General features: G+C 68.2%; 20 protein-coding genes. 4 read left to right on the top strand and 16 right to left on the bottom strand.

Going from position 1 to position 22,636, the window contains the following annotated elements:
- Window positions 1–4: 4 nt before the first annotated feature.
- Window positions 5–454 (bottom strand): Lrp/AsnC family transcriptional regulator, encoded by a 450-nt coding sequence (locus tag B0I29_RS27110; protein WP_111651923.1) that lies wholly within the window; start codon window positions 452–454, stop codon window positions 5–7.
- A gap of 211 nt (window positions 455–665) precedes the next feature.
- On the opposite strand from B0I29_RS27110, the gene B0I29_RS27105 reads away from it, so the two are divergent.
- On the top strand, window positions 666–941 hold the full coding sequence (locus B0I29_RS27105) for a BldC family transcriptional regulator (RefSeq protein ID WP_111651922.1): 276 nt from the start codon (window positions 666–668) through the stop codon (window positions 939–941).
- Here the strand turns inward: B0I29_RS27105 and B0I29_RS27100 are convergent.
- The 5 genes from B0I29_RS27100 to B0I29_RS27080 are packed head-to-tail and all read right to left on the bottom strand — an operon-like array spanning window position 938 to window position 5,448.
- Window positions 938–1,561, bottom strand: coding sequence for a UbiX family flavin prenyltransferase (locus B0I29_RS27100; RefSeq protein WP_111651921.1), 624 nt, complete (start codon window positions 1,559–1,561; stop codon window positions 938–940). The genes B0I29_RS27105 and B0I29_RS27100 overlap by 4 nt on opposite strands.
- A 16-nt stretch (window positions 1,562–1,577) precedes the next feature.
- Window positions 1,578–2,591 carry a hypothetical protein gene (locus tag B0I29_RS27095; protein ID WP_111651920.1) on the bottom strand — a complete coding sequence of 338 codons (1,014 nt, stop codon included), beginning with the start codon at window positions 2,589–2,591 and terminating at the stop codon, window positions 1,578–1,580.
- Window positions 2,578–3,072, bottom strand: a complete 495-nt coding sequence (locus B0I29_RS27090) for a SigE family RNA polymerase sigma factor (RefSeq protein ID WP_111651919.1) — start codon at window positions 3,070–3,072, stop codon at window positions 2,578–2,580. Before B0I29_RS27090 ends, B0I29_RS27095 begins: the two co-directional genes overlap by 14 nt.
- Window positions 3,073–3,103: 31 nt before the next feature.
- On the bottom strand, window positions 3,104–3,991 hold the full coding sequence (gene mqnP / locus B0I29_RS27085; protein ID WP_111651918.1) for a menaquinone biosynthesis prenyltransferase MqnP: 888 nt from the start codon (window positions 3,989–3,991) through the stop codon (window positions 3,104–3,106).
- The gene (locus B0I29_RS27080; protein ID WP_111651917.1) at window positions 3,988–5,448 is read right to left on the bottom strand and encodes a menaquinone biosynthesis decarboxylase; all 1,461 of its coding nucleotides are present in this window, start codon (window positions 5,446–5,448) and stop codon (window positions 3,988–3,990) included. The genes mqnP and B0I29_RS27080 overlap by 4 nt, the downstream gene beginning before the upstream one ends.
- Window positions 5,449–5,752: 304 nt before the next feature.
- On the opposite strand from B0I29_RS27080, the gene B0I29_RS27075 reads away from it, so the two are divergent.
- Complete coding sequence (locus tag B0I29_RS27075) at window positions 5,753–6,397, top strand: hypothetical protein (RefSeq protein ID WP_245972762.1); 645 nt, start codon at window positions 5,753–5,755, stop codon at window positions 6,395–6,397.
- 6 nt (window positions 6,398–6,403) lie between these two features.
- On the opposite strand, the gene ccsB is transcribed toward B0I29_RS27075, so the two are convergent.
- Genes ccsB through hemL form a run of 6 tightly spaced genes read right to left on the bottom strand, consistent with a single transcriptional unit; the run spans window position 6,404 to window position 12,368 of the window.
- Window positions 6,404–7,360 carry a c-type cytochrome biogenesis protein CcsB gene (gene ccsB, locus B0I29_RS27070; RefSeq protein ID WP_111651916.1) on the bottom strand — a complete coding sequence of 319 codons (957 nt, stop codon included), beginning with the start codon at window positions 7,358–7,360 and terminating at the stop codon, window positions 6,404–6,406.
- A complete protein-coding gene (gene resB / locus B0I29_RS27065; protein ID WP_111651915.1) occupies window positions 7,360–8,967 on the bottom strand; it encodes a cytochrome c biogenesis protein ResB in 1,608 nt (535 codons plus the stop codon). Before resB ends, ccsB begins: the two co-directional genes overlap by 1 nt.
- Complete coding sequence (locus B0I29_RS27060) at window positions 8,964–9,767, bottom strand: cytochrome c biogenesis CcdA family protein (RefSeq protein ID WP_111651914.1); 804 nt, start codon at window positions 9,765–9,767, stop codon at window positions 8,964–8,966. Before B0I29_RS27060 ends, resB begins: the two co-directional genes overlap by 4 nt.
- A 5-nt stretch (window positions 9,768–9,772) precedes the next feature.
- A complete protein-coding gene (locus tag B0I29_RS27055) occupies window positions 9,773–10,369 on the bottom strand; it encodes a TlpA family protein disulfide reductase (RefSeq protein WP_111651913.1) in 597 nt (198 codons plus the stop codon).
- A 2-nt stretch (window positions 10,370–10,371) separates the two neighbouring features.
- Window positions 10,372–11,028: a histidine phosphatase family protein gene (locus tag B0I29_RS27050; protein WP_111651912.1), complete on the bottom strand. Its 657-nt coding sequence runs from the start codon at window positions 11,026–11,028 to the stop codon at window positions 10,372–10,374.
- A complete protein-coding gene (gene hemL / locus B0I29_RS27045; protein WP_111651911.1) occupies window positions 11,025–12,368 on the bottom strand; it encodes a glutamate-1-semialdehyde 2,1-aminomutase in 1,344 nt (447 codons plus the stop codon). The genes B0I29_RS27050 and hemL overlap by 4 nt, the downstream gene beginning before the upstream one ends.
- Before the next feature lie 124 nt (window positions 12,369–12,492).
- Here hemL and B0I29_RS27040 point away from each other — a divergent pair, with 124 nt between their 5' ends.
- The gene (locus B0I29_RS27040; protein ID WP_111651910.1) at window positions 12,493–12,822 is read left to right on the top strand and encodes an STAS domain-containing protein; all 330 of its coding nucleotides are present in this window, start codon (window positions 12,493–12,495) and stop codon (window positions 12,820–12,822) included.
- A gap of 80 nt (window positions 12,823–12,902) precedes the next feature.
- On the opposite strand, the gene B0I29_RS27035 is transcribed toward B0I29_RS27040, so the two are convergent.
- The 4 genes from B0I29_RS27035 to B0I29_RS27020 form a co-directional block, all read right to left on the bottom strand.
- Window positions 12,903–13,733, bottom strand: coding sequence for a hypothetical protein (locus B0I29_RS27035; protein ID WP_146616893.1), 831 nt, complete (start codon window positions 13,731–13,733; stop codon window positions 12,903–12,905).
- A 102-nt stretch (window positions 13,734–13,835) separates the two neighbouring features.
- Complete coding sequence (locus B0I29_RS27030) at window positions 13,836–15,362, bottom strand: pectate lyase (protein ID WP_245972761.1); 1,527 nt, start codon at window positions 15,360–15,362, stop codon at window positions 13,836–13,838.
- A 134-nt stretch (window positions 15,363–15,496) separates the two neighbouring features.
- On the bottom strand, window positions 15,497–16,045 hold the full coding sequence (locus tag B0I29_RS27025) for a response regulator (RefSeq protein ID WP_111651907.1): 549 nt from the start codon (window positions 16,043–16,045) through the stop codon (window positions 15,497–15,499).
- Window positions 16,046–16,081: 36 nt separating this feature from the next.
- Window positions 16,082–20,488, bottom strand: coding sequence for a HAMP domain-containing protein (locus B0I29_RS27020; RefSeq protein ID WP_111651906.1), 4,407 nt, complete (start codon window positions 20,486–20,488; stop codon window positions 16,082–16,084).
- 111 nt (window positions 20,489–20,599) lie between these two features.
- On the opposite strand from B0I29_RS27020, the gene B0I29_RS27015 reads away from it, so the two are divergent.
- On the top strand, window positions 20,600–22,627 hold the full coding sequence (locus tag B0I29_RS27015) for a SpoIIE family protein phosphatase (RefSeq protein WP_111651905.1): 2,028 nt from the start codon (window positions 20,600–20,602) through the stop codon (window positions 22,625–22,627).
- The last annotated feature ends 9 nt before the right edge of the window (window positions 22,628–22,636 follow it).

Here is a 22,636-nt window from a genome sequence, read left to right as displayed (position 1 = left end):
CATCTCAGCCCAGCCCCGGCTGTGGTCGGTTTTCCCACTTGGTGGAGAGGGCGATCGCGGTACGCGTGGACGCGACCCCAGGTGTCCGGTTGATCCGGACGATCAGCTGCTCCAACTCGGCGATCGTGCCGACCCGGACGATGAGCTGGTACGACTCGACTCCGGCCATGAAGTAGCAGCTCTCCACTTCGGGCATCGCGCGGACCGCGGCGAGCACGTCGTCGGTGTCGGCACCGGAATCCTCGATGATGCCGATCAGCGCGGTGACGCCGAGCCCGATCGCATCGTGGTCGATGTCGGCCCGGTAACCGCGTATGGTTCCGGCGGTCTCGAGCTTACCCACACGCTCGTGCACTGCGGGGGCGGAGAGGCCGACCTTGCGGGCGAGCTCGGCGTACGACGAGCGTGCGTTCTCTCGTAGCAGGTCGATCAGCCGGAGGTCGATGGAGTCCATGCCTGAAACCCTAATCGGGTGGCGCTCCCACCTTCACGCCCGGTAGCGGGGAAAGGGGGCCAGGATAATGACCGTTGTCGCAATCGGGGCTTTTTCCGCATTTCACGGACTTGGTTCAGGGGCGGTGCTCTAATGGCTTTACGTCCCGATCGAGCAAGCCGACACTCAGCGTGACCACCGGCCGCTCCAGAACACACACAAGGAGGGGGTTGTGGACACTGGAGATCGTCTGCTGACGCCGGGCGAAGTCGCCGCGCTTTTCCGCGTCGACCCCAAGACCGTAACGCGCTGGGCAGCAGCCGGGCGCATCGGCAGCATCCGTACTCCCGGTGGACACCGCCGATTCCGCGAGTCCGAGGTCCGCGCGTTGCTGGAAGGCGACGGCGTGGTCGAGGAAATGCGCGAGGACGACGCTGCCAACAAGCCGCGTAACAACGGCCCAGCAAATCCAGGTGCGGGTTACGGCCCGCCCAACGGATTGCGTTAAACGCGTCCTTCGCCCAGCTCGCCGGTCCATCTGCGGAAAAGCGTATGCGATACGCCCAAAGCGTCCAGCACCTTACCGGCAACAAAGTCGATCAATTGTTGTGCGGTGGCACCTGCCCCGGACCCGTAAAAACCCGGGCTCGCCGGCAGGACCACCGCACCGGCATCGTGTAAAGCGATGAGGTGCTCCAGGTGACTCCGGGTAACCGGAGTCTCCCGGGGCACCACTACCGTGCGTCGTCGTTCTTTGAGATTCACCTCGGCGGCGCGCTGCAACAGATCTTTGGAAAGACCGATGGCGATCCCGGCGCACGCGGCCGTGCTCGCCGGAACAACGGCCATGCCGCGCACCGGGTAGGAACCACTGCTCGGGCCGGCGGCCAGGTCACCGGCCGGCCAGTACGCCAGGTCGCCCAGGTCCCGGCCGAGCCACGAGGACACGTCGTCCTTCCAGTGCGCGTCCCGGACCGTCGCGCCGGTCTCGTCCAGCAGGGTGAGCCGGGCCGCCCGGGAGATCACGAGATCAACGGATTCTCCGGCGTCCAGGAGGCCGGAGATCACCGCTTTCGCGTACGGAGTGCCGGAAGCGCCGGAGACACCGACGAGCCAAGGTTCGCGCATGTCCTCCAGTGTGCCGTCAGCTGACCTCAGGCCGTACGAACGTGGGGTACGCCTCGTCCGCAGGAGTCCAGGTGGACGGGTCCTCGGGGTTGGCGGGCCTGACCGACTCGAAGATCTTCTGACGCTCGGCAGGCTTGACACCGTCTCCGGAAACCACGAGCACATAGCCGCCTACGCGGACCTTGCACTCCGGCTCGTCCTCGGAGCAGCGGTCCTTGGCGTTGCTGAATCCGCCGTTGGCCTGCTCCAGTTTGATGGAGATCGTGTTCCCGCCCAGGTCCGGTGCTTCCTTTCCCGGGTTGGTCAGAATCTCCTCGGCCTTCGCCGCGGTGATGAACCGGGCGCGGAGGCCGCTCGCCACGTAGATCCGGTAGCCGTCCGGGATGTAGGTGGAGCTCAGAGCCGTGCGGATCGGCTTGCCGCCGCCGGTCTTGAAGGCTTCCGCGATCCGGCGCATGTCGGACCTCGACATGGTCGCGGTCGAGCCGACCCGGGCGAATCCGCCATCCGCGAGTTTCCAGAGCAGGCTCTCGCCACCTCCAGACTGACGGAGGAAGTACGCGTCGCGGCCGTCGACCGGGTCGGTCGTGAACGTCGTGAACTCGCCCTCGGGTTCCGGGTTGACGCCGGGCGGGGTCACGCTGAGGATGCCGTCCTGGTCGTCGGGGTCGGTTCCGGCCTGGCGGATCATCGCGGATGTCCAACTGAGGGACATGGCATCCGGGTCGGCGACGGTGAAGCCGTCGACGGTGTAGCCGCGGAACGGTGCGACAAGAGAGAATTTTTCCGCTTTTGGCGGGCTTTTTGTCGGCGACGGCGCGACGGGCACCTGAGCCGGCATCTGAGCCGACGGCCGGGCGAGGATCTGCGGCACCCCCACCGTGGCCGCCACCGCCAGCACGGCCGCGAGCGCCCATCCGGTGTTCCTGCGGCGCAGCCGGCGCCGACCGGCGTTCACCAGGTCATCAACGGCCAGGCGTGCCGGCGGCGCGTCAGCTTTGGCCTCTTCGAGCAGCTCATCGATTCGCATAGGGTGCCTCCAGAATCTGACGCAATGCTGCGAGACCCCGCGCGGTGTAGACCTTGACGGTGCCTTCCGGGCACTTCAGCGCGGCGGCGGTCTGCTGCACGCTGAGGCCTTCCAGGAAGCGCAGCACCAGGACAGCGCGCTGGCGTACCGGGAGGCGGTCCAGCGCGGCTCGCAGGTGCAGCCGGTCGTGCACGGCGTGGGTGGCATCGGGTTCGGCGCGTTCGGGCAGGGCGTCGCTGTGCGACCGCTCCCGCCGCCACCACGGGCGGCGGGTCTCATCGATCGCGGCCCGGACCACTGCGGTACGCGCATAGGCGTCATGGTTGTCGATGCGGTTCCACTTGACATAGAGCCGCGGGAGGGCGGCAAGCACCGCATCCTCGGCCAGCTGCCAGTCACCACAGGTGAGATACGCCAGCCCGCGCAACGACTCCATCCGCGCGGCGACGAACTCCCGGAACTGGGTCTCTCGATCGCTCACGGGGATTAGACGCTCGTCGACGCCTGGAGGGTTACAGCAGGATCAGATCGAGGAGGGCGAAGACGAACAGGGCGATCGCGATGAAGCCGTTCGCGGTGAAGAACGCCCGATTGATCTTGGAAAGGTCGGTGGGGGTGACCACGACGTGCTGGTAGACGAGCCCGGCACCGGTCAGCAGGAGGCCTGCCCACCAGAACCAGCTCAAGCCGACCAGTTGGCCGAACCAGACGAAGAGCGCAAAACACGCTATATGGGTAAAAGTCGAGATCTTCAGTGCGGTGGGCACCCCGAACCGCGCCGGCGTCGAGTGCACCCCGATCTTCCGGTCCACCTCGATGTCCTGGCAGGCGTAGATGATGTCGAAGCCACCGATCCACAGCCCGACCGCGACACCCAGCACCCACGCCGGCCACGAGCCCGCGAACGTACCGGTGATCGCCAGCCACGCGCCGACCGGTGCGACCGCCTGGGCCAGCGCCAGGACGTAATGCGGGAAGTTTGTGAACCGCTTCGCGTACGGGTAGACCACCAGCGGGATCACGGCGAGCGGCGAGAGCGCCAGGCAGAGCGGGTTCAGCAGGCCGGCCGAGACGAACAGGAAGACGAGCGAGACCAGCGCGCCGGTCCACGCGGTACGGACGCTGACCGCGCCGGTGACCAGCTCCCGGTTCTCGGTACGCGGGTTCTGCGCATCGATCTTGCGGTCCAGAATCCGGTTGGCGGCCATCGCGAAGGTACGCCCGGACACCATCGCGATCGTGACGAGCACCAGGTCACCCCAGTGCCGCCCGGTGCCGTCCCGGTCGATGGCAACAAGCGCCGACAGGTAGGCGAACGGCAGCGCGAAGATCGAGTGCTCGATCATCACCAGCCGCAGGAAGGCCTTGACCTTGCCGGGTTTCTCCACCGCCGTCGTCATATCCCGTATTCCTTCCACCGCTTGTCGACGAGCGACACGACCTCGGGCGACATGACCATCTCTTCCGGCCAGCCCCGGGTGTAGCCCTCGGCGGGCAGCTTACGGGTGGCGTCGACACCCGCTTTCCCACCCCAGAACTGCTGGTAGGACGCGTGGTCCAGGTGGTCGACCGGTCCCTCGGTGAGCAGCAGGTCCCGTGCGTAGTCGACGTTGCCGAACGCCCGGAACGCGACCTCCTGATAGTCGTGCACGTCGCAGTCCTCGTCCACCACCACGATGAGCTTGGTGAGCGACATGAGGTGGGCACCCCAGATCGCGTTCATCACCTTCTGCGCGTGCTTCGGGTACCGCTTGCGGATCGACACGAGCAGGCAGTTGTGGAAGACGCCGGCGGCCGGCAGGTCGTAATCGACGATGTCCGGGATCAGGATCTTCAGGAGCGGCTGGAAGATCCGCTCGGTGGCCTTGCCGAGGCCGTGGTCCTCCTGCGGCGGCTTCGACGTGACGATCGAGTGGTAGATCGGCTTCTTGCGCATCGTCATGGTCTCGACGTGCAGCACCGGGAACGGCTCGACCGGGGTGTAGAAACCGGTGTGGTCACCGAACGGGCCCTCCGGCAGCCGCTCGCCGGGCTCCAGGTAACCCTCCAGCACGATCTGCGCCGAGGCCGGGACCTGCAGCGGCACGGTCAGGCAGTCGACCATCTCGATCCGCTCGCCCTTGAGGAAGCCGGCGAACAGGTACTCGTCGATGTCGGACGGCAGCGGCGCGCTGGCCGAGTACGTCACCACCGGGTCGCAGCCGATCGCGATGGCGACCGGCAGACGCTGGCCGAGCTTCTCGGCGACCGCGTGATGCGCGGTGGAGTCCTTGTGGATCTGCCAGTGCATGCCGAGCGTGTTCTTCGAGTGCTGCTGCAGCCGGTAGAGGCCGAGGTTGCGCTTGCCGGTCTCCGGGTGCTTCGTGTGGGTCAGCCCGAAGTTGTGGAAGATGCCGCCGTCACCGGGCCAGACCTGCAGGCCGGGCAGCAGGTTCAGGTCGACGTCGTCGCCCTTGAGCACGACTTCCTGACAGGGCGCGCTCTTCACCTGCTTCGGCGGCACGCTCTTGAGCTGCAGAACCTTCGCGATTCCCTCACGGATGCCGGACCAGCCGACCGGCAGCTCCGGTTTCGCGAGCGCGCCGATCCGCTCGCCGATCTCATCGAGCCGGTCGACGCCGAGGGCCATCGCCATCCGCTTCTCGGTCCCGAACAGGTTGATCACCAAAGGCATCTCGCCCCGGGTCGGCCGTTCGAACAACAATGCCGGCCCATCGGCCCGCACGGTCCGGGTCACCACCTCGCTGATCTCCAGCGTCGGATCCACCGGAACTTTGATCCTGCGCAGCTCACCCGCCTGTTCGAGGGCGGCGATGAAGCTCTGCAGATCGGCATAGGGGAATCCACGCGGCGCCATGCCACCCAGTCTGGCACCGGATCACTACCGACTGCCTGGCAGGTCCCGTCACTAGTGATCGGGCACTCGCGTTGACCGGATCGTGAAGCTCCGCAACGTTGCCCGGTGGTGTGCGCTGACCGGATTGTTCGCCGGTCTCGCGGTGGCCGCTCCGGCGACCTTCGCGGCAGCCAAGCTGCCTCACTGCGCGCCGGGCGCGCGCTCGACCAAGCCCCCGGCTGCGCCGGCAGGACCGAAAACCCGCGGTGCGTGCCGGGCCGTCGGTCGCATTCTCGAGTCTTCGGTACGCGTAACCCGCCCGGGAGTGAACACCCCCAGTGGCTATCACCACCTAGGAGCGGGCACCAGCGGCGAGTGGGGCGGCGTCTCCGGCCGGCTCTCCGTGGTGGACGTCTCGGTACGCCCGAACACCTACGACTTCGTGGCGAGCCGGTTCATGGCGAAGCGCGACATGGGCAGCGGCCGGATCTCGTGGCTGGAGGCGGGCTGGGCGGAGACCGGCTGGTCCAGCCCCGGCAAGCAGCGGGTCTACACGTTCAACACGAACACGAACGCCTGGCAGTTCTACGACCAGTACCCGATCCGCCCCGGCGACACGGTCTGGGTCGACCTGCACACCGACGCGGACGGCATCTGGCAGGCCTGGCTCTGGTGGAACAACCGCTGGAACCTGCTCACCACCCAGAAGCTGCCGGTCGGCAAGTCCGCCAACATGGAGCAGTACGTCGAGGTGCACGCCGACGCGAAGCAGCCGATCGTCCGCATCGACGTGCCGCGGGTGACCGTGGACAACGTGCAGCTGCGCCCGGCCGAGGGCGGACCGGCCCGGTACTGGCGCGAGGACGTGGCCACTCAAACGGGAACCGCCCCGGGGCAGCAGCTGCGCCGAGGCGGTTTCTGTCTTGACTGGGTGACCAGGTACGACACCTGGACAGCGGGAGATTGCTAGCGGCTCTCAGTCGCCCGCGTTCGCGTACGAGTGCAGGCCCTCGAAGAACAGGTTCACGCCGAACAGGTTCATCAGCATCGTCACGAAGCCGAGCAGCGCGATCCAGGTGGCGACGGTCCGCTTGACGCTGGGCGTGGCCCGCGCGTGCAGGTACGCCGCGTAGACGATCCAGGAGATGAACGCCCAGACCTCCTTGGGGTCCCAGCCCCAGTACCGGCCCCAGGACGCCTCGGCCCACAACGGACCGGCGATCAGCGCGCCGAAGGTGAAGAGCGGGAACGCGAACGCGTGCAGGCGGAACGTGAGCCGCTCCAGCGCACCGGCGTCCGGCCACCGCTTGGCCAGTGTGTACGGGAACGAGCGCTTGCCCTCGTCGTACCCGTTCTTGATCAGGAACATCGCGGCCGGAACCGCGCCGATCAGGAAGATGCCCGACGAGATGATGATCGTCGACACGTGGAAGATGAACCAGTACGAGTTCAGCGCCGGCACCAGCGGCCCGACCGGCGTGTACGCCACAAGGCTGGCCGCGCCGAGCAGGACCACGAGGCTGAGCGAGGCGAAGAGCCCGAGGTGGCGCAGGTTCGGCTTGCGCAGCAGCACACCCACCCAGACCGCGGCGCCGACCAGGCTCGCGGAGAGGATGTACTCGTACATGTTGCCCCACGGCATCCGCTCGGCCGCGAGGCCACGAGTGACAGTGGTGCCGAGGTGCAGCACGAAGCCCAGGAGGGTGAAGGCCACCGCGATCCGGCCGGACCACTCGCCGCGGCCGGGCTTCACCGGCCCGTCGGGCGCGGTCGGCTGCTTGATGACCGGCGCTCCCGCGCCCACCAGCTGCCGTGACGCCGCCTTGCCGATCACGCTACGTTTGCCGAACGCGTACTCACCGGCGTAGCAGATCATCGCGATCAGGTAGGCAAAAACGGTGAAGGCCATCAACTGGTTCGACAGCTCCGCCATCAGGGCGTCCCTTCCTTGAGACTTCGGGTCAGCGAGGTGAATTCGTCGCCGAACCCGGGATAGTCGGTGCGAGGCAGCCCACCGGCTTCGATCACGCTACTCCGCGCGTCGTCACCCGCAGTGGGTACCACCCGGAACCAGACCCGGCGTCGATGCCCGGACAGCGACAGCATCAGTCCGATGAGGCCCAGCACCGCGCCGATCAGCAGCATGAACTGGGTCGGGTCGTACCGGATCGAGAGCGTCGCGAACTGGCGGACACCGACGAACTCCAGCGTGGTGCCGTCCTCCAGGGTCACCTTCTCGCCCTGCTTCAGCGCGTAAGGACGGTCGCCGCCGATCTTCTTCAGCGCGCCGGTGTCGATCTGTCCACGGTCCAGTGAGTACACCGAGCCGGGGATACCGACGTCGAGACCGAGATCACCCTGGTACGCGGTCAGATAGAGCACCGGGTTGTTCAGCTCCGGGAACTCCGAGCGGGCGGTGCCGTCGGTAGGGCCGGTCGGCAGGAACACTCCCTCGAAGCCCATCTGCAGCTTGTCGTCCCGCTTGTTGGTCTTCGGGTCGATGTTGACGTCCGGGAACTGGGCGACACCCTCGCTGGTCAGCATCCCGTCGACCGGCAGGAACGGCACGACCTTGGTCTGCGAGACGCCGTACCGGTCGGTGTACTTCAACTCCGGCGCGTAACCCTGGCCGAGCAGGTGGATGTTGGCGTCGTCCAGGCGCAGCGGGTCGTTGACCGTGAACGATCGGCTCTCGCTGGCCCCGCCGTTCTGGCTCACCGCGACCGTCGCGTCGTAGGACTTCGGCTGGCCGGTGCTCTGGTAGGTAGCGTCGAACTTGGTCAGCTTCAGGCAGAAGTTCGGCAGGTCGCTCGCGTCCACCTGCGGGCCGAGGGACACGTCGTCGAACTGCGTCAGCGAGTTGCAGAACCCCTGGTCCGCTCCGGTGACGAGCAGACGGTTGCCGTGCCACCCGTACCAATGTCCGAAACCGACACCCACGAGCACCGACAGCAGCGCGACATGGAACAGCAGGTTCCCGGTCTCCTTGAGATAGCCCTTCTCGCCGGAGACGGTCCAGCTGCCATCCTCCTGCTCCCGTACCCGCACCCGGAACCACTTGCGGCGCAAGGTCGCTGCGACCCGCACGGCCGTCTCACCGGCCGGCTGCGCCGACTCCAGGCCGTCCGCATGCTGCGGCAGGCGACCCATCCGCTTGGGAGCTTCCGGGGGTACGGTCCTCAGCGCCCGAATGTGATCACGAAGCCGTGGCAGCACGCAGCCGATCAGCGACGTGAAGAGCAGCAGGTAGATCGCGGCGAACCAGGGCGACGAGTAGACGTCGAAGGCGAAGGCCCGGTCGATGGCCGGCGCGAGTTTCGGGTGCGCCGCGAAGTACTCAGCGACGTTCTCCCGGTTCACCGACCGCTGCGGGAAGATCGAGCCCGGCACCGCGGCCACGGCGAGCAGGAAGAGCAGGATCAACGCGGTACGCATGCTGGTCAGCTGGCGCCACGAGTTGCGCAGCAGCGCCCAGAGCGGGTTGACCCGTCGCGGCGGCGGCGCGTCCGCGGTTGCCGGGCGATCCTCGACCACGGTCACAGCAAGAGCTCCCCGCCGAAGTTGAAGGTCGTCATCAGCCAGGCGAGGAAGTAGTTCCACTGTCCGGTGATCAGGGTGAGACCGATGATGATCATCAGTGCACCGCCGACCCGGGTCACCCAGCGGCTGTTGCGCCGGATCGCTTGGAAGACGCCGAGCAGCCGCCGGAAGAAGAGCCCGAACAGGATGAACGGGATGCCCAGGCCGAGGCTGAAGGCGAGCGCCAGGATCACCGCCCGGTCGGTGCTGCCGCTGGTGGCGGCGAGCGCGGAGACCGCGCCGAGGGTCGGGCCCACGCAGGGAATCCAGGAGACCGCGAAGATCGCGCCGAAGACCGGCGCACCGATCAGGCCGGCCGCCGGCAGCTTCTTGAACCGGGCCTCACGCTGGAAGCCCGGGATCAGGCCCAGGTAACCGAGACCCAGCACGATCACCAGCACACCGAGCACGATGTTGAGAGTGTCGCGGTGGGTCAGCAGGGTGAAGCCAATGTTCGCGACCAGGGTCATGAGCAGGGTGAAGACCACCGCGAAGCCGAGCACGAAAAGGCTGCTGCCGAGCAGGACCCGGCCTTTCAGCGCGAGCGTCTCGGTCTTGGTCTTGGTGGCGCCCTCTTCTTGCGTGGTGCCGATCGCTGCTTCGAGATCGCTGCCGGCCAGACCCGTCACATACGAGATGTAACCGGGCACGAGCGGCAGCACGCACGGCGAAAGGATGCTGACCAGGCCCGCGATCAAGGCCGCGCCGACCGCGAGCAGCAGCGGCCCGTTCAAGGCGGTGCTCTGGAATGCGTCGCCCATCAAGCTCAGCCTTCAGTCCGGTTTAGGGTGGTGGGCGGGGTGGTTGGAGGGTCCTCCGCTGCCACCTTTTCGACAAGTGGCTGGAGCTCGCCGAGCGTGGTGGCTCGGCGGATGGCGACCGCGATCCGGCCCTGGCGGTCCAGGATCAGCGTGGCGGGAGTGCTCACCTGGCTCACGTCGAACTGCAGGGCGACCTTCGCGTCGAAGTCGAAGATGCTCGGGTACGTGACCCGGCCCCGCTCGAAGTTGATCGCCGCGTCCCGGTCGTCCCGCGAGTTGACCCCGATGAACGACACCTCCTTGGCCTTCGTGGCCTGGTACGTTTTCTCCAGGTCATCGGCTTCGGCCCGGCAGGGCGCGCACCACGAGCCCCAGAAATTGACCACCACGACTTTGCCGGCTTCGTCCGCGATGTCGTACGAGCCGCCGTCGAGCAGCTCGCCGGTCACGCCGGAAACCTGCGGCCGGTCCGCCACGGCGCACTCCACCACCAGGTTCTCGGTCGTGGAGCAGTTCTTCGCCCAGTTCCGGTCTTCACCGCAGCCGGCCAGGAGCCCGGCAGCGGCGAACGCCGCGACGGTGACGGCCACCAGCCGGCGCATGGTCACGCCCCCTTGGCGGTCTTGGCCGTCGCGGAGAGGGCCACCAGGTGAGCGGCGGGCTCCGAATAGTCGATACCGACCACCTTGGACCCCTCGAACCGGAACGAGGTCAGGCTGGCCAGGCCACATTCGCGCTTGCGCGGGTCGTGCCAGAGGCGCTTGCCCTCGACGTACCGGCGCAGTGTCCAGATCGGAAGCTGGTGTGAGACGCAGACCGCCTCGTGCCCCTCGGCCGCGACCCGGGCCGCCTGCACCGCGGCGAACATCCGCTGCGCGATCACCAGGTACGGCTCACCCCAGGACGGGGTGATCGGGTCACGCAGCACCCACCAGTGCCGGGGGTTGCTGAACGCGCCGTCACCGACCGAGACCCGCTTGCCCTCGAAGTAGTTCGCGCTCTCGATCAGCCGGACGTCGGTGGCGGTCTCCAGCTTGAACTCCGCGGCGAACGGCGCGGAGGTCTCCTGAGCTCGCTCCAGCGGGCTCGACACCACGTGGGTGATGTCCCGCCCGGCGAGCACCTCGGCGGCCGCCTTGGCCATCTGGTTGCCGAGCTCCGAGAGATGGAAGTCAGGCAGCCGGCCGTACAGAATCTTGCCGGGGTTGAAGACCTCGCCGTGCCGGAGCACGTGCACCGTGGTCTTTGTCGACTCGCTCAAGATGACGCTCCTGCTGCCGCCCGGGCCGCCGGCTGCACCGCCGCGGCGATCTGTTCCAACGCCGCGTCGTCCAGCGCGGTGGAGACGAACCACGACTCGAAGGCGCTCGGCGGAAGGTACACACCGTTCGACAACATCGCGTGGAAGAAGGCCTTGAACGCCGCGGCGTTCTGAGTCTTCGCGGAGTCGTAGTCGACGACCTCCGCATCGGTGAAGAAGATCGAGAACATGTTGCCGGCGGACGAGAGCCGGTGCGGCACACCCGCTGCGGTGAGCGCGTCGGAGGCGAGCGAGCCGACCGTGCCGGCCACCTCGTCCAGCCGCTTGTAAACCGCGTCGTCGGCGAGCCGCAGTGAGGCGAGGCCGGCCGCGCAGGCCAGAGGGTTACCGGAGAGCGTGCCGGCCTGGTAGACCGGGCCGGCCGGCGCCAGCCGGGACATGATCTCCCGGCGGCCGCCGAACGCCGCCGCGGGCAGGCCGCCGCCCATCACCTTGCCGTAGGTGAACAGGTCGGCGTCGACCGGATGCAACCCGGCCCAGCCACCCGCCGAGATCCGGAATCCGGTCATCACCTCGTCGACGATCAGCAGGGCGCCGTACCGGTGGGCGATCTCGGCGAGCTTTCCGTTGAAGTCGTCCCGCGGGAAGATCACGCCCATGTTCCCGGGCGCGGCCTCGGTGATGATCGCCGCGATGTCCGGCCCGTTGAGCTTGAAGGCCTCTTCGACCGCGGCCACGTCGTTGTACGGCACCACGATCGTCTCGGAGGCGGCCGCACCGGTGACACCCGGCGAGTCCGGCAGGCCGAGCGTCGCGACGCCGGAGCCGGCCGCGGCGAGCAGCGCGTCCACGTGACCGTGGTAGCAACCGGCGAACTTCACGATCTTGGAGCGACCGGTGAAACCCCGGGCCAGCCGGATCGCGGTCATCGTCGCCTCGGTGCCGGAGTTGACCAGGCGCACCTCGTCGATCCCGGTACGCCGGACGATCTCCTCAGCCAGGTCGACCTCGCCGGCCGTCGGGGTGCCGAAGCTGGTACCCAGGGACGCGGCCCGCTGCACCGCCTCGATGATCTCGGGGTGCGCGTGCCCGTGGATCAGTGGACCCCACGAGCAGACCAGGTCGACATAACGCCGTCCGTCCGCGTCGGTCATCCACGGACCGCTGCCCGAGACCATGAATCGGGGCGTGCCACCGACCGCTCGGAACGCACGCACAGGTGAATTGACCCCGCCCGGCACGATGGCCTGGGCGCGGTCGAACAGGGCCTGGGAAACCGGGGCGTCCTCCGGGTACGGAAGATCCGCGGTGGGAAATGTCGTGGTCACAGCGGTTCCCATTCTGTCAGCGGCGTACGGCGAGTATCTCTGGAGGGTTGTTCACGTCACCGGGGGATGCCCGGATGCGCCCGGTCTGACCGTGCCGAACGGGCCGAACTGCCCCGGAGAGGATAGGCTGACCTGCGTGGAGCGACCCGAGCTGTCCATCACGGTGCAGCGCGCCCCCGACGAGGTGGTTATCGCGCTCGCCGGGGAAATTGACGTGCTCACCGTCACCGAGCTGTCCACGATCGTCAACGAGTTGCTGGTCGAGCCGCCGTCGTCGCGCATCGTCCTCGACATGTCCGGAGTGACGTTCTGCGACTCGCAGGGTCTTGGCACGCTGGTGGTGCTGAGCCGCAAGGCGCAGCACGCGCAGACCGTGCTCGCCCTCGCCAACGTGGGTGACTTCCTGATGCGGGTGCTGGACATCACCGGCCTGCGCAGCGCACTGATGATCAGCAGCACGGCCTGAACCCGACATACCGCGATGGTGTCACATCGCGGTTGGGTGATTCCTGAGAGCGCGGTCGGCTGTGGATTTCCCCTTGGCAATCAGCCGAAGGCGCCGGACACGTTCACGGTGGCGCCGCTCTCGGTGACCGCCGTGGCCGTGTAGACGTCGCCGTTCGCGTCGCGTCCGCCCGAGGCGAACGTGTACCGCGCGAAGAAGACGTACGTCCCCGGTTCCAGGACGTCGCCGGAGGAGAGCACGAAGCGGTAGAGCAGCGCGTCGGCTTCCTCGGTGACCGAACTGCTCACGCTCGCGCCCGGCACCTGCTGGCTGCCGCCGCGTGAGACGAGCTCCGGGGTACGCGTCACCCGGATCGCCACGTCGAGTGCGGTGAGCCGCTCAGTCGTCTTCACGGTCACGACGCCGGAGCCCTGAGAGTCGGAGGCGTCGATCGAGCCGTCCGACCAGAGCGGACCGCTGACCGCAGGGTCGGCCGTCGCGGTGTTCGCCGGCGGGACGCTGCTGGCCGGAGCCGATGAGGGGGACGCCGGCGCGGAGCTGGCACTCCGCACCGGCGAGGACTTACTGGTGCTGCTGGTGCTGGGTACATCGGATGGGGACGGTGCGACAGACGGCGACGGTGCGACCGGCGGAACCACGGGCACGCTGATGCTCGGCGCCGGCGGCACCGGTTGAGGCGCGCCGTCACCGGCGACCGCCCACTGCGCGAATCCGCCGCCCCCGAGAACGGCGGCCACCGCGACAGCCGCGCCGCTGATCCGCCACCGGGGCTTCGCCTCGGCCCGATGCTTGGCGAACTGGTTACGCATCGCCGTCTCGGTGATCCGGTCGAGCATCGCCTCGCGGTTCGGACGGTGCTTGACCGCCTCCGCGCGCAGTGCCGCGCGCACGTCGTCTTCGATGAGCCTCATGCCGCCGCCCTCCAACCGTGGATCTGTTGCCGTCAGCAGCCATCGGTGGCTCATCGGCGACGGTGGCCGCCGGACCAGGGTGTCCGGCAGCCACCGGTCGAACTACTTGAAGGTGATGTCGGAATCGGTGTACTTGCAGTTCACGCCGTCCGCACCGGTGCCGATCTTGGTCGGCTCCTTGCCGGTGTTGTTGCCGGTGAACCGGACGCAGATGTCCAGGTCCTTGTCACCGACGATGGTCACCTTGGACAGCGTGGCGGTGTCGCCGTAGTTCGCGTTGATGCCGACCAGGCTCTTCGCAGGGGCGGTCGCGATCACGTTCTGCACCACGACGGCCCGCTTGTTCTGGGTGGAGCAGTTGCCGCAGGACCGGTAGAGCTTGCCGAAGTCGGAGACCTGGAAGTTCTTGATGGTCAGCGTGCCGCCACCGTTGTGCTGGAAGACCTTGTCGTCAGCGCTCTTCGCGCCGCCGCCGTCGACGGTGTAGGTCGCCGAGGTGCCGCCCTTGAAGGTGGCCGCGTCCTCACCGACGTTCTCCCACCACACGTTGATCAGCGTGCAGGAACCGGAGCAGTGCACACCGTCGGCAGCCGGGGCGCCGAGGATGACGTTCTTCAGCACCGCGCCGTCGGCGAGCTTGAACAGCGGGTCCTGACCCTCTTCCTGCCCGTCGCCGCCCAGGTCGCCGCTGCCGTAGTAGCGGACGTTGCCGCCGTCCAGCGTGCCGGAGACCGCGACCGTCGCGGTCACGGCCTTGGAGCCGGTCGCGGTCGGCCACGCGGCGGTCGGGCTGGTGCCGGTCGTGCTGGTGGTCGTGGGCGCGGCCGTCGCGGTCGCGGTCGCCGTGGCGGTCTTCGACGCGCTGGGCGTGGCGGAGGCGGTCGCGGTCTTGCTCGCCGACGCGCTCGCACTTGCCGTCGCGGTCTTGCTGGCGGAAGCGCTCGCGCTGGCGGTCGCGGTCTTCGACGCGGACGGGCTGGTGGTGGCGGTCGCACCGGTCACCGGGTTCACCGCTACGTCGTCGAACGAGGCCGACGCGAAGCTGGTGACGAGGCCGATCCGGCCGGAGGCGGTCAGCGAGCCGGTGCCGGAGGCAACCTTCACACCGTCCACGTACCCGGTCACGGTGCTGCCGGACGCGTCGATGCGCAGGGTGTGCCATGCGGTGACGTTGCTGACCGCGGCCGAGCCGATCACGCTGACCGTGCTGCCCTTGACCGACTGCAGCTCGGCCTTGCCGGCCGAGGTGAGCGCGAGGCGGTACATCGTGGAGGCGCTGCTCGCGCGGGACGCGATGCCGGCCAGGCCGCTGCCGAGGCTGATCGCCTTGACCTTCGCCTGCACCGAGTAATCGGTCCAGGAGGTCTCGCCGGCGAAGACGCGGGCCAGCTCGCTGTCGGCCTTGGTCTGCTGGTAGACCTTCGAGCCGTCGGTGCCGACCACCCAGGTGCCACCGGACTTGGACCAGCCGCTCGCGCCGCTCTCGAAGTCCGCGGAGAAGACGGTGGCAGCCGAGGCCGAGGGGACGAGAACGGCGACCAGCGCGGTGACCGCACCGGCCGCACCGGCAGCGCCGAGGCCCGTGACCAGCCGGCGGCGCCGGCGCCGGTCCGAGGCAGAGGGAGGCATTGCGTGCCGCATGTTGCTCCTACTCAGGAAGAAGAAGACCGCATGATCAAGCGATCACGTCCCGGTAGTGGCGCGGATGCCCAGCAAGGTTGTTCGGCGTGACCCAGGTCACAGCCCGGTGGTCGGCTCGGTGGTCAGCTCCCCCATCGAGCTTTCTCCAGTAGATCGAGCGCCTCGCTGGCGGCGTCGTCCCCGCCGGCACGCAGCACACGCGCCGCCTCGTCCATCGTCTCGGTGAGCAGCTGCCATTGCGTCTCACGCTCGCGGGAAGCCTCGGCTGACGCCTTGAGCTGCTGGTTCTTCGTCCACAGCTCGACGAAGATCGACACTTTCGCCCGCAGCACCCACGGGTCGAACGGCTTCGTGAGGTAATCCACCGCGCCGACCGCGTAACCCCGCAGAGCGAGTTGCGCATCGCGGTCGGCCGCGGTCAGGAACAGGATGGGTACGTGTCGAGTACGTTCCCGCCGCTTGATGTGGCTGGCCGTCTCGAAGCCATCCATGTTGGGCATGTGCGCGTCCAGCAGGATCACCGCGAAGTCGTCGGTGAGCAGCTGCTTGAGGGCCGCTTCGCCGCTTTCCACGGCAACCGCGGTCACCGGCAGCCCTTGCAGGATCGCCTCCAGTGCGAGCAGGTTGTCTCGCCGGTCGTCGACCAGAAGAGCCTTGGCGCGCTCACCCACGCGTATTCACCTCACTGCAGGTAGTAGGGGCAGTTGTCAGCCGTGTTCCGGTGCCTTCGTGCCCTTCGCGTTCACCCAGCGCGCCATCAGCTCGATCAGTTCGTCCAGATCAACCGGCTTGGTGATGTAGTCACTCGCACCGGCGGCGATCGCGGACTCCCGGTCGCCGGGCATCGCCTTCGCCGTCAGGAACACTACCGGTAGGTCCCGGAAACGCTGATTGCGCCGGATTCCACGGGTCGTCTCGTACCCGTCCTGGTCCGGCATCATCGCGTCCATCAGCACGATGTCGACCTCGGGGTGCTCGGCCAGGATGCGGACGCCGTCCACGCCGTTGTCCGAGTACAGGACGTTCAGGCCGTGCATCTCCAGGGCGCTGGTCAGGGCGAAGACGTTCCGCACGTCGTCGTCGATGATCAGCACGGTGGCGCCGTCCAGCTGCCGGCCGGCCGGGGTCACCGCCGGCTTCTTCTCCTCCATCGGACGCGAGGTGAGCTGCGGCAACTCCATCAGCGGCATGTCGAACGTGGTCGCCGGGCGTACCGAGATCGCCCTGGCCGGCGCCGGCGGGAGAGCCGGCATCGGGATGGCGTCCGGCACCAGGGCCTCGGGCATGTAAAGGGTGAACGTCGAGCCGCCGTTCGGCACCGAGGCAACCGTGATCGTGCCGCCGAGCAGCGCCGCGAACTCACGGCTGATCGACAGGCCCAGGCCGGTGCCACCGTACTTACGGGTCGTCGTGCCGTCGGCCTGCTGGAACGGCTCGAAGATGATCGCCAGTTTCTCGTCCGAGATACCGATGCCGGTGTCGGTGACCGCGAACCCGACCACCTGCCGCGCCGAGAGCAGCGACGGCATGTCCAGGTCGACGTCCGGTGAGGCCGCGAAGATGCTCAGCGTCACCGAGCCGCTGTCGGTGAACTTCACCGCGTTCGACAGCAGGTTGCGCAGGATCTGCTGGAGCCGCTGCGGGTCGGTGACGATCGACTCCGGCAGCTCGGGCGCCACGTCGACCCGGAAGTCGAGGCCCTTCTCCTCGGCCTGCGGCAGGAACGCCTGCTCGACGTAACTGCGGATGCCGAAGAAGTCGACCACGTCCGGTTCGACGTCCATCCGGCCCGCCTCGATCTTCGAGAGGTCCAGGATGTCGTCGATCAGTGACAGCAGGTCCGAGCCGGCGCTGTGGATGGTCCGGGCGAACTCGATCTGCTTGCTGCTCAGGTTCTGCTCGGTGTTGTCGGCGAGCAGCCGGGCCAGCAGCAGCAGCGAGTTCAGTGGCGTACGCAGCTCGTGGCTCATGTTCGCCAGGAACTCCGACTTGTACGTGTTGGCCCGGGACAGCTGCTGCGCTTTCTCCTCCAGGCCGAGCCGGGCCAGTTCGATCTCCCGGTTCTTCAGCTCGATGTTGGCCTTCTGGTCGCTGAGCAGTTTCGCCTTGTCCTCCAGCTCGGCGTTGGTGCGCTGGAGCTCGGCCGACTGGTCCTGCATCTCGCGGGCCAGGCGCTGCGACTGGGTCAGCAGCTCCTCGGTACGCCGGTTCGCCTGGATGGTGTTGAGCGCGATGCCGATCGTGGCGACCAGCCGCTCCAGGAACGTCAGGTGCAGACCGGAGAAGGCGGCCACCGACGCGAACTCGATGACGCCGAGCATCTCGCCCTCGAAGAGGACCGGCAGCACCACGAGATCGTTCGGCGGCATGGCGAGCAGCCCGGAGCGCATGGTCAGTATTCCGTCGTGGGTGGCGCGTACCCGGATGGTCCGGCGCGACACCGCGGCCTGGCCGACCAGGCCCTCACCCGGCCCGAACGTCACCTCGTAGTCACGGGCGACGTATCCGTACGCGGCGCCGAGCCGCAGGCGCATCACCGCTTCCTCGTTGTCCACCAGGAAGAACGCGCCGAGCTGCGCGTCCACCAGCGGCGTCACCTCGGTCATGATCATGCGGCAGACCTCGCCGACGTCCCGCTGGCCCTGGAGCAGGCCACCGATGCGAGCCAGGTTCGAGTCGAGCCAGCCCTGCTCCGCGTTCGCCTTCGTGGTGTCGCGGAGCGTGACGATCATCTGGTTGATGTTGTCCTTGAGCTCCGCCACCTCGCCCTGTGCCTCGACCGCGATGCTCTGGGTCAGGTCACCCCGGGTCACGGCGGTGGACACCTCGGCGATGGCACGCAGCTGGGTGGTGAGCGTCGAGGCGAGCTGGTTCACGTTGCCGGTGAGGTCCTGCCACGTACCAGAAACGCCCTTGACCTGGGCTTGACCGCCGAGCTTGCCTTCCGAACCCACCTCGCGCGCGACGCGCGTGACCTCGTCGGCGAACGACGAGAGCTGGTCCACCATCGTGTTGACGGTGTTCTTCAGCTCCAGGATCTCGCCGCGGGCGTCGACCGTGATCTTCTGGCCGAGGTCACCTCGCGCGACAGCGGTGGTGACCGAGGCGATGTTGCGGACCTGGCCGGTGAGGTTGGAGGCCATGTAGTTCACGTTGTCGGTGAGGTCGCGCCAGGTGCCGGCAACGCCGCGCACCTGCGCCTGACCGCCCAGCTTGCCTTCCGAACCCACCTCGCGGGCCACACGGGTGACCTCGTCGGCGAACGACGACAGCTGGTCGACCATCGTGTTCACGATGTTCTTCAGCTCCAGGATCTCGCCCTGGGCGTCGACGGTGATCTTCTGCGACAGGTCGCCCTTGGCCACCGCCGTCGAGACCTGGGCGATGTTTCGCACCTGGCTCGTCAGGTTCGACGCCATCGAGTTCACGTTGTCGGTGAGGTCGCGCCAGGTGCCGGCAACGCCGCGCACCTGCGCCTGACCGCCCAGCTTGCCCTCGGTGCCCACCTCACGGGCCACCCGCGTGACCTCGTCGACGAACGACGACAGCTGGTCGACCATCGTGTTGACCGTCGACTTGAGCTCCAGGATCTCGCCTCGGGCGTCAACCGTGATCTTCTGCGACAGGTCGCCCTTCGCCACGGCGGTGGTGACCGAGGCGATGTTACGGACCTGGCTGGTCAGGTTGGACGCCATGTAGTTCACGTTGTCGGTGAGGTCGCGCCACGTACCAGAAACGCCTTTGACCTGGGCTTGACCGCCGAGCTTGCCTTCCGAACCCACCTCACGCGCGACGCGCGTGACCTCGTCGGCGAACGACGACAGCTGGTCCACCATCGTGTTGACGGTGTTCTTCAGCTCCAGGATCTCGCCCCGGGCGTCGACCGTGATCTTCTGCGACAGGTCGCCCTTGGCGACAGCGGTCGAGACCTGGGAGATGTTGCGGACCTGGGCGGTGAGGTTCGCGGCGAGCTGGTTCACGTTCTCGGTGAGGTCGCGCCAGGTGCCGGAGACGCCACGGACCTGGGCCTGACCGCCCAGCCGGCCCTCGGTGCCCACCTCGCGGGCCACCCGGGTCACCTCGTCGGCGAACGACGACAGCTGGTCCACCATCGTGTTGACGGTGTCCTTGAGTTCGAGGATCTCGCCCTGCGCGGCCACCGTGATCTTCTGCGACAGGTCGCCCTTGGCCACCGCCGTCGAGACCTGCGCGATGTTTCGCACCTGGCTCGTCAGGTTCGACGCCATCGAGTTCACCGAGTCGGTGAGGTCCTTCCAGGTGCCGGCGACGTTCGGCACCTCGGCCTGACCGCCCAGCTTGCCCTCGGTGCCCACCTCGCGGGCCACCCTGGTCACCTGCTCGGCGAAGAGCCGCAGCGTGTCGGTGAGACCGTTCATCGTGTCGGCCAGCTCGGCCACCTCGCCGCGCGCCGACACCGTGATCTTCTGGGACAGGTCGCCGCGAGCCATCGCGGTCGCCACCTGCGAGATCGAGCGCACCTGGTGCGTCAGGTTCGACGCCATGGTGTTCACCGAGTCGGTGAGGTCCTTCCAGGTGCCGGCAACGCCGCGGACGTCCGCCTGGCCGCCCAGCTCACCCTCGGTCCCCACCTCGCGCGCCACCCGCGTGACCTCGTCGGCGAACGACGACAGCTGGTCCACCATCGTGTTCACCGTGCGGCCGATCCGCAAGAATTCACCGCGCAGCGGCCGGCCGTCCATTTCCAGCGCCATGTGCTGAGAGAGGTCGCCCTCGGCCACCGCCACGATGACCCGGGAGATCTCCGTGGTCGGCCGGGCCAGGTCGTCGATCAGCGAGTTCACCGAACGGACGCTGTCCGCCCAGGCGCCGTCCAGGCCCTCCTCGTCGAGCCGCTCGGTCAGCCGGCCGTCCCGGCCGACGATCCGGCTTATCCGGCGCAGGTCGAGGTTCTGCCGTTCCTGCAGGGAGATGACCTCGTTGAAGGCCTCCGCCACCGCACCCGCCGTGCCACCCCGCCGGGGCAGCCGGACCTTGAGATCGCCGCGGCGCACACGGCGCAACGCGTCGGCGAGCTCACCGAGCAGAACCGTCTCGTCGGGCACGCCGACGCTGGCTTCGTTCGCCGTAGTCATGCTGTCCTCACTCGCTGTCCAACTGCCGGGTTCCCTATCCTCTCTCGCCCGACCGGGTCAATGCGAGAGACGACTTTGTGCATACACCCACTGGCAGGAGAGGATGCATGGGTGCCAGCCGAGGTCGGAACCATTCCTACAGGTGCGTCACCTGATGCGTTGGTGCGCCGGACCCGGTTGCCCAATGATCGTCGTACCCCGGCAGCGGCCCGCGCACTCGTTCGCTCGGTGCTGGAGGAGACCGGCCTCGTCGGTCTGCTGAACGAAGCGCTGCTGCTCACCACCGAGCTTTCCACCAACGCGGTGGTGCACGCCAACACCGACCTGGAGATAGAGGTGACCGCCGACCCCGGCGGGCTCACCGTCACGGTCACCGACTTCGCGCCCGGTCCGGTCGAGCAGCTCGCCGTCGGCCCCCGTAACGAGAGCCCGGACATCGGTGAGGTCGCCGAGCGCGGCCGCGGCCTGCTCCTGGTCGACCACTTCGCGAGCCGCTGGGGCACCGTCCACGAGGGCGACGGCAAAGGTGTCTGGTTCCGCATCGACCAGCGCGCCGAGGGCGGCGGCGCACCGGTCCGGCTGCCCAGCCAGACCGAGACGCCCAGCCTGGGCGCGCTCACCGGCCTGCTGCGCAGCGGGCTCGACCGGCACACCGACGAGGGCCTGGCCGACCTCGCCACCGACCTGCTCTCCCGGCTCGCCCGGCTGACCGGCGCGGCCGGCGGCGTGGTGCGGCTCGACCGCGGCGACGGCATGGGCCGCCAGCTGCTGGCACGGTACGGCCGGGCGCCCCGCGACAACGCCGACACGATCCGGGTGCCGCTCGACGTGCACCGACCGTACTCCGGCGAGCTCGAACTCGACGCTTCCCCCGCCGGGTACGCCCAATCGCTGGCCACCATGGTCGCCGAACGGTTCTCCCTGCACCTGGAGAACGACCGCCTCCGCCGCGCCGACATCCGCCGGCAGACCTGGATCACGTTCCTCGCCGAGGCCAGCGAGCTGCTCGCCCAGTCCCTCGACGTGAACCTGACGATGGCCCTGATCCCGCAGCTCGTGGTGCCCCGGCTCGGGCAGTGGTGTGCCGTGCACACCACTGACGCGTGGGGCCGGCTCCAGCTCGCCGCCGCCACCCACGCCGAGGAATCCCAGCTGGCCGAGCTGCACGCGTCGCTGGCCGAGACCGGCCCGGAGTCGATCCTGGCCCGCCTCGAGGAGGCGTCACGCCTTGGCACCCAGGTCATGTTCGGTACGCCCTACGAGGGCTACGCCGTACCGCTTGTCGCCAGGGGTGCCCGGCTCGGCACGCTCGCGGTCGGCCGGCACCCGAAACACCGGCACGACGCCGACGAGGTGGCCGTGCTGGAAGACGTCGCCCGGCGGGCCGCTCTGGCCATCGACAACGCTCGCATCCACGATGAGCGGCGGACGGTTGCGCGTACCCTTCAGGCCTCGCTGCTGCCGCCGGCCCTGCCGCATGTGGAAGGCATCGGGTTCGCCGCCGAATACGTTCCGACCGGCTCCGAGGTGGGCGGCGACTTCTACGACGTGGTCCCGTTCGGCGACGACCAGCACGTCGTGGTCGTCGGCGACGTCTCCGGCAAGGGTGTGCAGGCCGCGACCGTGACCGGCCTGGTCCGTGACGTGATCCGGATCCTGGTCGACGACGGCAAGGCGATGAGCGAGATCCTCTGGCGGGTCAACCGCACGCTCGTGCAGCGCGGCGGCGGACGGTACTGCACGCTCGCGATGGCGTCGGTGACCCGCAAGGGCACCTCGCTCAGTGTCTGCCTGCACCTGGCCGGCCACGATCGCGCGGTGCTGGTGCGGGCAGATGGCAAGACCTCGTTCGTCGGCGAGGGCGGCACCGCCCTCGGCCTGCTGGAGACGATCACCTCGCCGGACGTGGTGGTCACGCTGGACCCGGGCGACTCACTGATCTTCTACACCGACGGTGTGACCGAGCGCCGCCGTGGCCGGGAGCTGTTCGGCTCGAACCGGCTGCGTGAGGCGTGCGCGCCGCTCGCTGGGTACCCGGCTGATGTGATGGCGGCGCGGTTGCGCTCCACCACGATCAACTTCTCGGTCGAGGAGCCGCGGGACGACATCGCGATCCTGGTGCTCAGAAACGACGCCTGAAATTTGTCG

It is taken from the genome of Actinoplanes lutulentus (genome assembly GCF_003259845.1).
GTDB lineage: Bacteria > Actinomycetota > Actinomycetes > Mycobacteriales > Micromonosporaceae > Actinoplanes > Actinoplanes lutulentus.
Note: the sequence above shows the minus strand (reverse complement) of the source record. Positions and strands in the feature narration are given on the sequence as shown.